12 protein-coding genes are annotated in these 15,094 nt (G+C 62.3%); 5 read left to right on the top strand and 7 right to left on the bottom strand.

Translation table 11 applies throughout. From position 1 onward, the window contains the following. Nucleotides 1-9: 9 nt before the first annotated feature. The 5 genes from ACTNFK_RS04875 to ACTNFK_RS04855 form a co-directional block, all read right to left on the bottom strand. Complete coding sequence (locus tag ACTNFK_RS04875) at nt 10-768, bottom strand: enoyl-CoA hydratase/isomerase family protein (RefSeq protein ID WP_435936282.1); 759 nt, start codon at nt 766-768, stop codon at nt 10-12. 38 nt (nt 769-806) lie between these two features. Beyond that, nucleotides 807-1,514 carry a uracil-DNA glycosylase gene (locus tag ACTNFK_RS04870; RefSeq protein ID WP_435936281.1) on the bottom strand — a complete coding sequence of 236 codons (708 nt, stop codon included), beginning with the start codon at nt 1,512-1,514 and terminating at the stop codon, nt 807-809. Further along, nucleotides 1,511-2,296, bottom strand: a complete 786-nt coding sequence (locus tag ACTNFK_RS04865) for an SDR family oxidoreductase (protein WP_433645874.1) — start codon at nt 2,294-2,296, stop codon at nt 1,511-1,513. The genes ACTNFK_RS04870 and ACTNFK_RS04865 overlap by 4 nt, the downstream gene beginning before the upstream one ends. 237 nt (nt 2,297-2,533) lie before the next feature. Beyond that, nucleotides 2,534-3,463, bottom strand: a complete 930-nt coding sequence (locus ACTNFK_RS04860) for a DUF559 domain-containing protein (protein ID WP_433645875.1) — start codon at nt 3,461-3,463, stop codon at nt 2,534-2,536. 290 nt (nt 3,464-3,753) lie between these two features. Continuing rightward, nucleotides 3,754-4,137, bottom strand: a complete 384-nt coding sequence (locus ACTNFK_RS04855; protein WP_433645876.1) for a PLDc N-terminal domain-containing protein — start codon at nt 4,135-4,137, stop codon at nt 3,754-3,756. Nucleotides 4,138-4,441: 304 nt separating this feature from the next. On the opposite strand from ACTNFK_RS04855, the gene ACTNFK_RS04850 reads away from it, so the two are divergent. After that, a complete protein-coding gene (locus ACTNFK_RS04850) occupies nt 4,442-5,767 on the top strand; it encodes a bifunctional o-acetylhomoserine/o-acetylserine sulfhydrylase (protein WP_433645877.1) in 1,326 nt (441 codons plus the stop codon). 129 nt (nt 5,768-5,896) lie between these two features. After that, nucleotides 5,897-7,102 (top strand): homoserine O-acetyltransferase MetX, encoded by a 1,206-nt coding sequence (gene metX / locus ACTNFK_RS04845; protein ID WP_435936280.1) that lies wholly within the window; start codon nt 5,897-5,899, stop codon nt 7,100-7,102. 16 nt (nt 7,103-7,118) lie between these two features. Here metX and ACTNFK_RS04840 read toward each other — a convergent pair whose 3' ends face one another. Further along, a complete protein-coding gene (locus ACTNFK_RS04840) occupies nt 7,119-8,165 on the bottom strand; it encodes a hemolysin family protein (protein WP_435936279.1) in 1,047 nt (348 codons plus the stop codon). Next, nucleotides 8,162-9,535: a hemolysin family protein gene (locus ACTNFK_RS04835; RefSeq protein ID WP_435936278.1), complete on the bottom strand. Its 1,374-nt coding sequence runs from the start codon at nt 9,533-9,535 to the stop codon at nt 8,162-8,164. The genes ACTNFK_RS04840 and ACTNFK_RS04835 overlap by 4 nt, the downstream gene beginning before the upstream one ends. 233 nt (nt 9,536-9,768) lie before the next feature. On the opposite strand from ACTNFK_RS04835, the gene ACTNFK_RS04830 reads away from it, so the two are divergent. From ACTNFK_RS04830 to ACTNFK_RS04820, 3 genes are all read left to right on the top strand, one after another. After that, the gene (locus ACTNFK_RS04830; RefSeq protein ID WP_435936277.1) at nt 9,769-13,509 is read left to right on the top strand and encodes a multifunctional oxoglutarate decarboxylase/oxoglutarate dehydrogenase thiamine pyrophosphate-binding subunit/dihydrolipoyllysine-residue succinyltransferase subunit; all 3,741 of its coding nucleotides are present in this window, start codon (nt 9,769-9,771) and stop codon (nt 13,507-13,509) included. Nucleotides 13,510-13,638: 129 nt separating this feature from the next. Further along, entirely contained in the window at nt 13,639-14,316 is a 678-nt protein-coding gene (locus ACTNFK_RS04825) for a FadR/GntR family transcriptional regulator (RefSeq protein ID WP_445117198.1), read from the top strand. Beyond that, complete coding sequence (locus ACTNFK_RS04820; RefSeq protein WP_435936276.1) at nt 14,313-15,053, top strand: cache domain-containing protein; 741 nt, start codon at nt 14,313-14,315, stop codon at nt 15,051-15,053. The genes ACTNFK_RS04825 and ACTNFK_RS04820 overlap by 4 nt, the downstream gene beginning before the upstream one ends. The last annotated feature ends 41 nt before the right edge of the window (nt 15,054-15,094 follow it).

Below are 15,094 nucleotides of genomic sequence, written 5' to 3'. Positions count from 1 at the left end.
TCCGGGAACCTATCGCTTCGCGAATGCCGTAATGCGGGCCTCGGCTTCTGGGCCGAGAGACAACCTCCCGATCGTCATCGCCTCATCGTCAAGCTGCGCGGCAAATGCGCGGTCGGGAGCGGCGCGAAGCAACCGCTTCGCCTGCCCGAACGCGTCTGCCGCGCCTTGAACCCAGTGGCTGGCGATCTCCTCCGCACGTGCGCTCACCGCGTCGTCTGGGACCACCTCTGCGACGAGGCCCCAGTCGAGCGCCTGCTGGGCAGACAGGAGTCGCTCCTGCAGGGTGAGCTGGAGCGCACGGCGCTCACCCACCGCGCGCCCGAGCAGCGCCGATACCGACAGATCGGGAGACAGCCCCACGTTGGCGTACAGGCTGCCGATCTTTGAGCTCATGCCAGTGACTGCATAGTCGCTCGCAAGCAGAATGCCCAGCCCACCACCAGCGGTGGTGCCCTGAGCCGCCGCGACGACCGGAACCGACGACTCAACCAGCGCACGGATCCCATCGTTAATGCGTCGAGCGAGGGCCGTCATTTGCTCGCCACGATCCGCCATCTCCGCCATGGCTTTGACATCTCCACCCGCGCAGAAAGCGCGACCCTCTGCCCGCACCAGAATCGCACGGACGTCTTCTCGGGCCACCGCCTCGCGGGTCGCCCGGGCCCACCCCTCGGCCATGTCGGCGTTAAATGCGTTCAGCCGGTCCGGGCGGCTCAGGGTGATCCGGGCGAGGCCATGGTCGATTTCGAGCAGCACTGCATCAGTCATGCCGCGATCATAACCACTCGCGCTCTCACCGCACCCGCTCATTGCTGATGCGCACGTTCAGGCAGCCCCCACGCGATGGGATTGGTGCCCTGCCGCACAAGGGACTCATTCACGCAGCTGAACGGTCGCGACCCGAAGAAGCCCCGCGCGGCCGACAGCGGTGAGGGGTGCGCGCTCTCGATTCGCGCGGTGTCGCCAAGCAGCGGGCTGATCCGCCGCGCATCGTTTCCCCACAACACCGCGACCAGCGGGGCGTGACGGGCGACCAGGGCACGGATCGCACAGTCTGTGACCGCCTCCCATCCCTTCCCGCGGTGCGATCCCGCGGCACCCGCGCTCACGGTGAGCACGCGATTCAGCAGCATCACGCCCTGCTCTGCCCACGGGGTGAGGTCTCCGTGCGGTGCGGGTTCGATACCCAGGTCGTCGCGAAGCTCGCGATAGATGTTGGCGAGGCTGCGAGGCAGGGGACGCACGTCGGGAGCGGTCGCAAACGACAACCCGATCGGGTGCCCCGGCGTGGGGTACGGGTCTTGCCCCACAATGAGCACACGCACTTGGGCGAGAGGTTGCCGAAACGCGGCCATGATCCGCTCAGGTGCAGGCAAAACCTGATGTCCCGCCGCCTGTTCTTGACGAACAAACACGTCGAGGTCATCAAGTTCCTTCGCGACGGGGGCAAGAGCCGCAGCCCAGTCTTCGGCGATACCCCCCTCGGCAACCAGGTCAGACAGTTTCACCGTCACTGGGTGGATCGCGGGACGAGTTCTCCGCGGTGCGTGTGAAAGACACTGGACTGCGCGACAGGGCGCAGCACGATCAGGTCTTGATTGACGTGCGGAGGCTGCTCGAATGCGCCCACCAGAACACGTGCGACTTCCTCGGCCGAGAGTGGGATGACATCGGCGTACGTTCGGGCTACTGCCTCGGCATCCCCGCGCACCCGGTTCAGGGTGAATTCCTCCGTGTGCACGAGGCCGGGGGCGAGCTCCATGACACGAATGGGCTCGCCCGCGAGTTCCAGCCGCAACACTTCGGTGACCGCGTGAGCGGCAAACTTGGCGGCGTTGTAGCCGCCACCTCCTGGGTAGGCATCATGCCCGGCCGTAGAGGTGACGTTCAGGATCGAGGCCCAACCGTGTGAGCGCGCCGCGTCGCGGAGCACCGGAAGGAGTGCCGCGGTGACCGTGCGCAGCCCGATCACGTTCACCTCGAACATCTTTCGCCAGTCTTCGTTGGATGACCGCTCGATCGAGTCCACCCCGAGTGCTCCCCCGGCGTTGTTCACGAGTGCGTCCGCGCCCCCGGTCGCAGCGACCTCGGCGGCCATGCGATCCACTTGCGCCTCATCGGTCACATCGCACACGATGACATGCGCCCCGGTCTCCGAGGCAAGATCAGCCAGCCGATCGGCTCGGCGGGCCACAGCGACGGTCTGCCACCCATGCTCCGAGAAGCGACGCACAGCCGCCGCACCGATACCCGAACTCGCCCCGGTGACCACCACTCGCTTGACTTGATTGCCCATTCGCATCCCCGCCCAAAGATCTCGATCCGCTGTCTCTTTCGTGCAGCGTACCGCGCACCTCACTCACCGAGGAGTCGCAATTCCACGATCTTTCGAAGGCTCCTGGTGGAAATGCGACTCCTCGATGAACTCTCCACCCTTCGTGCCGGGCAAATTGCCTGGCTACCTCAGCTGCCGCAGCACCCAGGAGCTGCACAGCATCGCGGGCGAAGCACCTACGGGAAGCACTCAGGAGGTTTATGACAGGAGCAGTTCTCTCGCATCGCGCCGAAGCCTCACTTCAAGCCCCATGTGAGTCGCGATCCTTGCGGCAGTCCGAGATGGGTACCGAACCACATCTTCAAAGCGCAATCGAATGACTCTATACCCCGCGGCACGGGCACGCTCCAGCCTCTCGTCGTCTTTCAGGTACTGAACCCTGTTCAGACGGTGCTGCTCACCGTCATACTCGATGATCAGCTTTCTATCCTCATCGACGAGATCGAATCTGCCGATGAATCCGGCCTGGTCAAAGACCTCTTGTTGCAGCACGAAGAAAGTGTCGAGCCCATATGCGGCGAGGAGTAGCCGCGTCAACGTCTCCATCCGTGATTCAGCTCCGACACGGGCGAGTTCCAGGGCTCGGCGCAGCTGCCGCACGCCACGCGCTGAGGAACGCTCGATCACGGCAGCAATCTCCTCCACACGAAGAGTGGGCTCACGATATGGTCCTGCGAGGACAAGGTGATCCATCGCGACAATCAGTTCCTTGAGTTCAAGCAAGGATGCACTCTGCTGGAGCGCGAGCAGCGGCGGCACGACGGGGAGACCACCCGAGGCGAAGTGCGGGATGAATCCAGCCGTGTGCCGGTGGCCAATGATGCCTCGGGTCCGGTTACGAGTGTGCGGGGCTGCCACACACACGTGAAGGGATTCGCCGCCGCGAACTGGACAGCCAAGCAGTGTGAGCGCGGTGACGTGGCTGAAGCACTCGCCAGTGCGCAATCGAGGGGCAAATGCACGCGGCAGGGAATCAGCTTCAGTGCCCTCACGGGCTCGAACGCCATGGAACACCCTGACCAGGCCCGAGCGATCAAGCTGCCGTCGGGTCACTCCGCGAGTGAGCGCGTCGGCAACGGTGAAAGTGGAACCGAGTTCGGGAGGGAGAATGCGCTGAGTCGGAGTCATTCCGCCAGCCTGCTTGGTGCGAAACCTCGCCAGCTGGGCTTCCCGTCAACTGTGGATAATTTGACCGCAGATACGCCTCACCCTCATGTGTGAGCAGCAATATCGAGGCCACGCCAATGATGCGCCTCGGGGGGACTTGTCTATAAGTCCCTACCCTCCAATTTCCCACTTTCGTCTTCTGACATACCTCTCTCGCGAATGCATGTCGAGGGGCATATCCGAGGAGTCGCATTTCCACTATGAACTTGCATCTCGTGGTGGAAATGCGACTCCTCGGCGTGCCGCATGCGCTATGCGAGCGCCTTTGCTTTCAACGCGGCGTACTCCTCAGGGGTGATGGCGTCCGCGTCGAGGAGACGTTTTGCCTCAGCAATCTCAGCTGCGGCACCACCGCTGACCTGGCGGATGTACTCCTCCTGCGCATGCTGGATCTGCTGAGCCTGCGCCTGTGCACGCTCACCCATGCCGCTTCCCCGGGCAATGAGGTAGATGATCGCAGTGAGGAAGGGCAGGAAGATGAGGAAGATGAACCAAATCGCCTTCGCGAACCCGCCGAGCTTCCGGTCACGGAACAGGTCGGTGATGATCGAGAACAACGCCATGAGGTAGGCGATGAAAATGAAGAATGTGATGAACCACCAGATGGTGTCCCAAATTGTTGTCCAGAACGACATAGTCGCATTCCCCTCAGGGTAAGTGCCGGCCGCGCGGCAAAATTGTTGCGGCATTCGCAGTTTATTCTTTTCGCGATCCCCTCAGCGGATCGCGCACGAGTTTTTCGGGCGATTTCTTGGGTGAATTCTTGGGTGAATTCTTGGGTGAATCTCGGGGTCATTCTTCACCGCGACAATAGCGGTGTGTGACACTCCGTGTCGCACCACCTTGCCACGTGTGCAGATGATTCCTACTCTTGCCTGAGGCCATCATTTCCCGGCACCGTCTTCCATCCTTCACCCACTCTTCTTCTAGGGAGCTTCCATGACTGAGCAGAACTGGCACTTCGAGACCAAGCAGGTGCACTCAGGTGCGCAGCCCGACCCGACGACCAACGCTCGCGCGGTGCCGATCTATCAGACCACTTCCTACGTGTTTAACAGCACCGAGCACGCCAAGAACCTCTTTGCGCTGACCGAATTTGGCAACATCTACACCCGCATCATGAACCCGACGCAGGCCGTGGTCGAGGAGCGCCTCGCCGCGCTAGAAGGGGGCACGGGAGCACTCCTGCTCGCCAGCGGGCAGGCCGCTTCGACCTTCGCGGTATTGAACATTGCCGAGTCGGGTGACCACATCGTGTCGTCAAGCTCGATCTACGGTGGCACGTACAACCTCTTCAAGTACACCCTCGCAAAGCTCGGCATCGAGGTCACCTTCGTCGAGAACCAGGATGATGCCGCGGAGTGGCAGCGCGCCGTGCGCCCGAACACGAAGCTGTTCTTCGCAGAGACCGTCGGAAATCCCCGTGTGAACATTCTCGACATCCGCACGGTCGCAGACGTGGCCCACGAAAACCACGTGCCACTGATCGTCGACAACACCATCGCTACCCCGTACCTCATTCGCCCCTTCGAGTACGGTGCCGACATCATCATCCACTCGGTGACAAAGTTCCTCGGCGGCCACGGCACGACTCTCGGTGGCGCCATCATCGATGGCGGTAAGTTCGAATGGTCGAAGAACGTTGAGAAGTTCCCAGGTCTCACCGAGCCCGATCCCTCATACCACGGCGCGAGCTACACCGCCGCGGTGGGCGATGCTGCCGCCTACATCATCAAGGCTCGCGTGCAGCTGCTCCGCGACCTGGGCTCAGCGATCGCCCCGCACAGCGCCTGGCTGCTGCTGCAGGGCATTGAAACGCTCTCGCTGCGCATTGAGCGCCACGTGCAGAACGCACAGGAAATCGCCGAGTGGCTTGAGAACCACGATGATGTCGCCAACGTGTTCTACGCCGGTCTCCCTTCAAGCCCGTGGTACGCCGCAGCCAACGAATACGCTCGAAAGGGCGTGGGCGCAGTGCTCTCGTTCGAGCTGAAGGGCGGCGTTGACGCGGGCAAGGCTCTCGTCGAGAGTGTTGAGCTGTTCAGTCACCTCGCCAATATCGGCGACGTGCGGAGCCTCATCATTCACCCCGCATCCACGACGCATTCGCAGCTCACCCCTGAGCAGCAGCTCACCGCGGGCGTGACCCCAGGCCTCGTCCGCCTCTCAGTGGGCATCGAGAACGTCGAAGATCTGAAGGCGGATCTTGAGCAGGGCTTCGCCGCTGCTCGCGCGGTAGTTGCAGAGGCCCGCGCCGGCGCGTAAGTAACTCAGAGTCGGCGGATCCCTTCGGGTACCCGCTGGCATGCCTCGGGCGGGCGCCTCCCCAGTGGAGTCGCCCGCTTTGGCATCTGTGGCGACGCTGGCGACGAAACCCCGACAGAATAGGGAGCTATGGACTGGCAGACACCCGAGGATTCGTTTCCGACGGATTTCATCACTGACGCTCAGCTGCGTGCGCTGTACGGCAGACCGCCGATCAGCGGCGGTTGGCGCGATGGCGACCCCGTGGGCGAGCGCCAGTTCGTGTCTATTGGCGCATTCCAGACCGAAGCCGGGCCAGAACTCCCCCACGTGCGCATGGCCTACGAATCTTTCGGCGAGCTGAACGCCGCCCGTGACAACGCCGTGCTGGTGTTTCACGCCCTCACCGGAGACAGTCATCTGGTGGGCCAGGCTGGCCCTGGGCATTCGACCGACGGCTGGTGGTCTGAGATTGTCGGCCCGGGGAAGGCACTCGATACCAGCAAGTATTTCGTGATCGCTCCGAATGTGCTCGGCGGCTGTCAGGGCTCGACCGGGCCCGCGAGCCTTGACCCCAACGGTCACGAGTGGGGCAGCCGCTTTCCGTACCTCACGATTCGCGATCAGGTGCACGCCACAGCTGCATTCACCGACACACTCGGAATTGAACGTTTCCACTCGGTCGTCGGCGGTTCGATGGGTGGCATGCACGCACTGGAATGGGCGCTCATCTACCCCGATCGCCTGGAACGACTCGCGGTGATCGCAGCCCCGCCAGTCACGACAGCCGACCAGATCGGGTTGAACCTGGTACAGCTAGAAGCGATCCGCTCAGATCCCGCGTATCGCGGGGGGAACTACTATGACGCGCCGGATGGTGTCGGCCCGCACCACGGCCTCGCCACAGCGCGTCGCCTCGCGTTGCTGAATTATCGCAGCCACACCGAGCTTGACGAACGGTTCGGTCGGGCCTGGCAATCCGCAGTCAGCCCGCTGGGGGGTGGCGGTCGCTTCGCCGTAGAATCGTACCTGGATTTCCATGGCAACAAGTTCACCCGACGATTCGATGCGAACAGCTACCTCACGCTAGTACAGGCGATGAACTCGCACGATGTCGGTCGTGGCCGTGGAGGTGTGGTCGACGCGCTCAGCCAGCTCACCATGCCGACCCTGGTGCTCGGCATCCCAAGCGATCGACTCTTCACAATCGCAGGTCAGGATCAGATCGCGCGGCACGCCCCCGGCAGCCTCGATGGTGACACCGCGACACGACTCGACTCGCCCTTTGGTCACGACGCCTTCCTCATCGAGCACGAGCTGGTGAGTGCGCAGCTCCGGCGGCTCCTAGCACTTTGATCCGGCCTGAGCCCAGTTATTGGAAGCGTTGCCTCCGGGTCGCGTCATGCACCTCGCCCACGAGCTCCTCAATCACGTCCTCAAGAAACATGATGCCGAGCAGTGTGCCCTCGGAGTCGATCACGCGTGCCAGGTGCACCCCCTTGGCCTGCATGCGGGCGAGTACATCCTCGAGGTCGAGTTCGGCGTGCACGGTGAGCATATCGCGGATCCGCTTCGGGGGGATCGGTTCGGCGATCCGCTCTTCACCGAGCCTCAGCAGGTCTTTTATGTGCACGTACCCAATGAACTCGCCCCCTGCGTCCTCGATCGGATAGCGGGAAAAGCCGTGCCGTGTGACCGCGGCTTCGACATCTTCGGGGGTTGACCCCCAGGGCAAGACCACCAGTCGGTCGGCAGGAACCACCTGATCTATCGCACGCTTTGTGGTGAACTCAAACGCAGCGATCAGCGCGCCGGTTCGATCCTCAAGCACTCCCTCGCGCGTTGAGTGGCTCACAATGTTCGCGACTTCTTCGAGCGTATAGGTGCTGTTCGTCTCCGATTTCGGCTCGACCCCAAACAGGCGCAGCACGCCGTTGGCGATCGCGTTGAGTGCCGAGATCACGATGCCAAAGAGCTTCGAGACGGCAACGAGCGGCGGTGCAAGCAGGAGCACCGCTTGATCGGGCATGGAAAACGCCGCGTTCTTCGGCACCATCTCGCCAAACACCACGTGCAGGTAGGTCACGAGGAGCAGGGCGATCACGAAGGCGGTGATGCTCACGGCCTGCGCAGAGAGCCCGGTCCACGCAAGTGGGCCCTCAAGCAGATGGTGGATCGCGGGCTCAGACACATTCAGAATGAGCAGCGAACACACGGTGATTCCGAGCTGACTCGTCGCAAGCATGAGCGTGGCGTGTTCCATCGCCCACAGCGCCGTTTTCGCACGTTTGGAGCCGGCCTCAGCCTTCGGCTCAATCTGCGACCGGCGCGCCGAGATGACCGCGAATTCCGCTCCCACGAAGAATGCGTTCGCGATGAGTAGCACCACCAACCAAAGAATTCCCAGCCAGTCGCTCATTGCGTGCCTCCCTCGAGCGGGCGCGGCTCAGCCTGCGCCTCGACGGCTCTCGAGGGTTCTTCGGCGTCAGAGGGAACCGGCGCACCCAGATATCGCAGACGAGAGATACGACGGCCTTCCATTCGATCGACGCGGAGCCTCGCCCCGTCGTCGAGGTTGACCTCGTCTCCGGCCACCGGGATGCGCCCCAGCGTCATCAACACGAAACCCGCCGCGGTGTCGTAGTCGTCGCCATCTGGAATTTCGATCCCGGTTTGCTCGCGCACCTCGTCTGGTCGCAGATCAGCAGGAAACGTCATCTCAGCGGCAGTACCGACCACACCGGCACGGGCACGATCGTGCTCGTCCGCCACCTCACCGACAATCTCCTCGACGAGATCTTCAAGGGTCACGATGCCCGCGGTTCCGCCATACTCGTCAACAACAATGGCCATCTGAAACCCGCGGGTGCGGAGTTCCTCGAGGAGTTGGTCGAGCCGCATCGTCTCGGGCACGCGGACCGCCTCCTCTACGAGCGCGGCCACCGGCACCTCCGCCCGCTTGGCGCGTGGAACCGCGACCGCCTGTTTCACGTGCACCACGCCAACGACATCGTCCCGATCCTCGTCAATCACGGGAAACCTTGAGAATCCCGTGCGCCCGGACAGCTCCAGCACGGCTTGCGCGGGGTCGAGTCGGTGCAGGCTCTCCACGCGTGTTCGCGGCGTCATGACATCGACTGCCGCACGTTCGGCGAAGCGAAGGGTGCGGCCCAGCAGGGTCGCGGTGTCGGCCTCGAGAAAGCCAGCACTTGCTGAGTGTCGCACCAAAGACGACAGTTCTTCCGCGGTGCGGGCTCCCGATAGTTCTTCTTTGGGCTCAATGCCGATGGAGCGCAGGAGGCCATTCGCGCCGCCGTTGAGGAGAAGAATTGCCGGCTTGAACACCGTGGTAAAGACTGCCTGAGCCGGCATGACGACTTTCGCAGTTTGCAACGGTCTCGCGAGTGCAAAATTCTTCGGTACGAGTTCGCCCACCACCATTGACAGGAGCGTCGCGATGAGAATAGCGATAGGCGCACTAATCGTGCGCCGCAAGTCCTCCGGCACACCGAGTGCGCCGAGCGGACCCGAGAGAAATGCGCTCAGTGCGGGTTCCAGGGTATATCCGGCGAGCAACGTCGTGAGGGTGATGCCCAACTGTGCACTCGACAGATGCGTGGACGTGATCTTCAGGCCCTTGATGATTCGATCGAGGCCGAGTTCTCCCGCGTCGCGCCGTCGCTCAATTTCTTGCCGGTCCAGCCCCACCAAGGCAAACTCCGCAGCTACGAAGATTCCTGTGCCAAAGGTGAGCACCAGCCCGATGCCGAGCAACCACCACTCGTTCATCCCTGCCTCCGTGCAAGATGCCGCGCGTCAGCGCGGCAGGTACTCGGAGGGTCCGACGGTCTTCGAGAGGGTACGTCCATAATTGTTTGTACTCTAGCAGCGACGTCCCTGAGTGTCTCGAAGGAACGCACGCGACTCAACCAAAAGAAGTAGGCTAGACCCCGAGCGTGCAGTGTGGCTGCGAGTGCTCTAGCGGGTACTCCCGCGCGTCATCACTATGAGAGGACATCGCTTTGGCTGAGCGGACCCACGTCTCTGGCAACGGAGGCTCCGCAGAAGAGTTTGGTGCGAATGCTTGGTTGGTCGATGAGCTGTTCAAACAGTACTCAATCGACAAGAACCTGGTCGATCGCTCCTGGTGGCCGGTGCTTGAAAAGTACGCGGGAACCACAACCTCAGAGAACGTGCCTGCCAGCGCCCCAGTTCAGGCGGCTGCGCACGCGGCACCGCTTCCTGACTCCGGTGAGCAGCCCGATATCGCAGCTCCGGTGACGGGCACTACGGCGACCGTGCAACCCTCTCGAACAACGAATGTGGCCCCACGCTCCGCGCCGATTCCAGCCGACGCACCGCGAAAGGCGCCGATTACCGAGGCGATCGCGACGCAGACCGAAGAAGACACGGTCACGCCCCTCAAGGGCATGGCGCGAACGCTCTCTAAGAACATGGATCAGAGCCTCCTCGTTCCGACTGCGACGAGCGTGCGCACGGTACCCGCGAAGCTCCTGATCGACAACCGAATTGTCATCAACAACCATCTGCGTCGTAGCCGCGGCGGCAAGGTGTCCTTCACCCATCTCATTGCCTGGGCGCTGATCCAGACGCTGAAGACATTCCCCAGCCAAAACGTGTCATACCAAGAGGTAGACGGCAAGCCTTCCATCGTGGTGCCCGCGCACATCGGGCTCGGGATCGCGATCGACGTACCGAAGCCGGATGGTACCCGCGCACTCCTCGTCCCCTCGATTAAGCGCGCTGAAACGCTCGATTTCAACGAGTTCCTGGCAGCCTACGAAGATCTCGTCAAGCGCACCCGCGATGGCAAACTTGCAGCGGCGGATTTCCAGGGGACGACGATTTCGCTCACCAATCCGGGTGGAATTGGTACGGTTCACTCGATTCCTCGACTGATGCAGGGGCAGGGCTCCATCATCGGTGCAGGCGCACTTGAATACCCGGCCCAGTTCCAGGGTGCCGCGGAAGAGACCCTCACAAATCTCGGCATCTCGAAGACCATCACTCTCACCAGCACCTACGATCACCGAGTGATACAGGGCGCTGGCAGCGGCGAGTTCTTGAAGAAGGTGCATGAGCGCCTCATTGGCGGACACAGCTTCTACGAAGAAATTTTCGCCGCCCTGCGAATCCCTTACAAGCCGGTGCAGTGGGCCAGCGACATTCACGTCGATGTGTCGGGTCAGGTCGACAAATCTGCTCGCGTGCAAGAGCTGATCAACTCCTTCCGGGTTCGCGGTCATCTCATGGCAGACATCGATCCACTTGAGTATGTCCAGCGCACGCACCCCGATCTCGAGATCGAGAATCACGGCCTGACATTCTGGGATCTTGATCGCGAATTCGTCACCGGCGGCATTGGCGGCAAGCGGACCATGCGACTGCGCGACATCCTCGGTGTGCTTCGCGACTCCTACTGCCGCAAGATCGGCATCGAGTATATGCACATTCAAGATCCCGAGCAGCGGGCATGGTTCCGTGAGCAGATTGAGGTTCCATACGCGAAGCCTGGCCATGACGAGCAGATGCGTATCCTCGAGAAGCTCAACGAGGCCGAAGCATTCGAGACCTTCCTGCAGACGAAATACGTCGGCCAGAAGCGATTCAGCCTCGAGGGTGGCGAATCGGTCATCCCGCTGCTGGATGCAATGCTGATCGATGCCGCAGAAGATGGCGTCGACAGCGTCGACATGGGTATGGCCCACCGCGGTCGACTCAACGTTCTCAGCAACATCGCCGGAAAGACCTACGGTCAGATTTTCCGTGAGTTCGAGGGCACGCAATCCGCCAAGGGCGGCTCTGGTGACGTGAAGTATCACCTCGGAACTTCGGGAGTCTTCACCGCACCCAACGGCACCCAGGTGCCCGTTCATCTGGCAGCAAACCCCTCGCACCTCGAGACGGTCAACGGCGTGCTCGAAGGCATCGTGCGCGCAAAGCAAGACCTCAAGCCCATCGGCTCGTTCACGACGCTGCCGATCCTCATCCACGGCGACGCAGCGATGGCTGGCCAGGGCGTGGTCTACGAGACGCTGCAGATGTCGCAACTGCGCGGCTACCGCACGGGCGGCACGATCCACATCGTCATCAACAACCAGGTCGGGTTCACGACCTTGCCGCAGGATTCTCGCACGGCAATCTACTCAACTGATGTAGGCAAGGTCGTGCAGGCACCGATCTTCCATGTCAATGGCGACGACCCTGAATCCGTCGTTCGGGTAGGCAAGATCGCCTACGAGTACCGGCAGCGGTTCCATCGCGACGTCATCATCGACCTGGTGTGCTACCGGCGCCGCGGACACAATGAGGGCGATGATCCCTCGATGACGCAGCCACTGATGTACGACCTCATCGAGGCGAAGCGGTCGACGAGAAAGCTCTACACCGAGGGCTTGGTCGGTCGCGGCGACATCACCGAGGAAGAGTACGACAAGGCGAAGCAGGATTTCCAGAGCCGCCTGGAGCAGGCCTTCATGGAGACGCACGCCGCGCAGACTGGCGCCATTCCGATCATTGATCAGAGCGGCATCGGTGGGCCGGCTACCTCTGAGATCCCCGTCATCCAGAGCCTTGAGACGGCAGTGGATCGCAGCGTGATTGAGCGCATCGGTGAGGCGCACGCTCATCCGCCCGAGGGCTTTACTGTGCACCAGAAGTTGCAGCAGCTGCTGAACAAGCGCGCCGAGATGAGCAAACAGGGTGGGATCGACTGGGGATACGGCGAACTACTCGCACTCGGGTCCCTGCTCATGGAAGGCACTTCGGTGCGCTTCGCGGGTCAGGACGCGAGGCGCGGCACCTTCGCGCAGCGTCACGCCGTCTTCCACGACCGCGCCAACGGTCAAGAATGGCTCCCGCTGCTCAACCTCTCGGAAGATCAGGGCCGATTCTGGATCTACGACTCATTCCTCTCTGAGTACGCCGCGCTCGCATACGAGTATGGCTATTCCTTGCAGCGCGAGGACGCACTCGTGCTCTGGGAAGCGCAGTTCGGCGATTTCGCCAACGGTGCCCAGAGCGTCATTGACGAGTACATTGGTGCCGCAGAGCAGAAGTGGGGCCAGCAATCCTCGGTGGTCATGCTGCTCCCCCACGGCTACGAGGGCCAGGGGCCAGATCACTCGTCGGCGCGCATCGAGCGGTATCTGCAGTTGTGCGCAGAAGACAACATGATCGTGGCGCGCCCGTCCACCCCTGCAAACTACTTTCATCTGCTTCGCCGGCAGGCCTACGCCCGTCCTCGGAAGCCGCTGATCGTGTTCACGCCAAAGTCAATGCTGCGTCTGCGTGGCGCGACATCGAGCGTCGAGGACTTCACCACGGGCGGGTTCCAGACCGTGATTGACGATGCGCAGGCGGCGGACTCGGGCGTCAAGCGGGTGCTGCTCACCTCGGGCAAGGTGTACTACGATCTCCGCGCGGCGCTCGAAAAGAACCCGGACCCGCGCATCGCGATTGTTCGGATCGAGCAGTACTACCCGATTCCGGTCGCGGAACTGGTCCGCACGCTTGGGCAGGAACGCTACGCAGGAGCGGAAGTGGTGTGGGTGCAGGACGAACCCGAGAACCAGGGCGCCTGGCCCTTCTTCTCTCTCGCGCTCTCCAAGCAGCTGGCAAGCGACAGGATCGGCGTGGTGTCCAGACCAGCCTCGGCAGCCCCGTCAACGGGGTCGGCAAAGGTGCACGCGGTGGAGCAGGAAAGTCTGCTACAGCGCGCTCTGCACCTCGGGTCGGAGTAGCAGGAAGGCCCGACCATCTCCGTCCAGCAGCCGCTGCTGAGCAGCGCCGACCTCCACGCAGAAGGCGAGCAGCCCGGGCATCAGGTCCGGGGAATTGCTGAACGCATTTCGTCGGCGATCTCGCTCGGCATGCTGCGGGTGGGCGAACGGCTACCACCCGAGGCTGAGCTGGCGAGCCAGTTCGGGATCGCGGTTGCGACCCTGCGCAAGGCTCTAGCTCAGTTGCGCGCTCAGGGTGTGGTCGAAACCCGGCGCGGGCGCAACGGCGGCACGTTCGTGGTGCAGGCGCTCTTTCCCTCCTCCGACACCCTGATTTCTGCGCTTCACCGCATCAGCGTGGTGCAGCTGCGCGACTTCGCTGACGAGCATGGGGCTATCTCTGGAATGGCAGCCAGGCTCGCTGCCGAGCGCATCCCGCCCGGAAAACACACTCGTCTCGCTGAACTCGCGTTTCGCGCTCGAGAGTCACGAGGCGCGCAGGAACTCTCGCTCACCGACAATCGCTTTCACGTCGAGATCGCGGTACTGAGTCAATCTCAACGTCTCTTAACCGCCGAGCAGCGGCTGCAAACTGAGATTGGGCCACTCCTGTGGTGCACGGAGACATCGCACGCCTCGTCACAAGAGGCCTTCAACGAGCACCTCGCGTTAATCATGGCAATCGAACAGCAGAAGCCATCCGAGGCGCAACGACTTGCCGAGGAACACGCCATGCGTAACGTGCGCAGCATCATCGACGCGAAGCTCGTGTTACCCCATCACACGTCTCCCCGAGAGCGCGCGCCCGAAGCTGGAGGCGTCCAATGAATGCGAATCCGGTACCGGGACTTACACAGCAGACGCTTGAGACCGTCGTCGAGACCCTCGGTCGCTGGTTCGACGACCGGTTTGTCAGCCTGCAGGGCCTTGCCACTCGTCTCACTGAACTGTTGCGATTCGATGAGAGCGGGCTGCTGGATCTTTCCGAGACGAGTCGTCGCAAGCTCAAAGGGATCGCGGCGCATCACCTGGCTGACAACCTTGTTGTTGACGGGTGCGGCCTCATCTTTGCGCACTCTGCGCTCGGCACGCCCAATGGCCACCTCGAGTGGTGGGTACGGGAAGATGAGACCCGATTCGCGCGGTATTCTTTTGGGGTCGTGCCCGGAGCCGACCGATACTACGACTATGAGCAGCATGAGTGGTTCATTCGAGCGTATAGCGAGGGCATTCCTGCACTCGTCGGGCCGTACATCGACTACCTGGGTGTCGAGGCGTACGTCTTGACACTCACCGTTCCGGCAGATGTGCAGGGCAAACGCGTGGGCGCGGTCGGCAATGACATACAGGCCGAGGACCTTGAGGCGGAACTCCTGCCCACCCTGCTCAGTTGCGCCGACGAGTTGGTACTCGTTGGTCGCCATGACAATGTGCTTCTCAGCAACACGTCGCTGTTCCTGCCGGGCGAGCACGTCACCGACGTCTCGCTCAAGTTTCGACGAATTCAGCTCATGCCCGGGTCACGAGACGTGCAACTCCTCGTCCCGCTGGGCGAGAGCCGCTGAACTCGACACAGTATTCGAGTACAGCGGCTCACGCGTTCGAG

Source organism: Leucobacter fengyongliangi (assembly GCF_052386045.1).
This window is presented reverse-complemented; position numbering and strand designations above follow the sequence as displayed.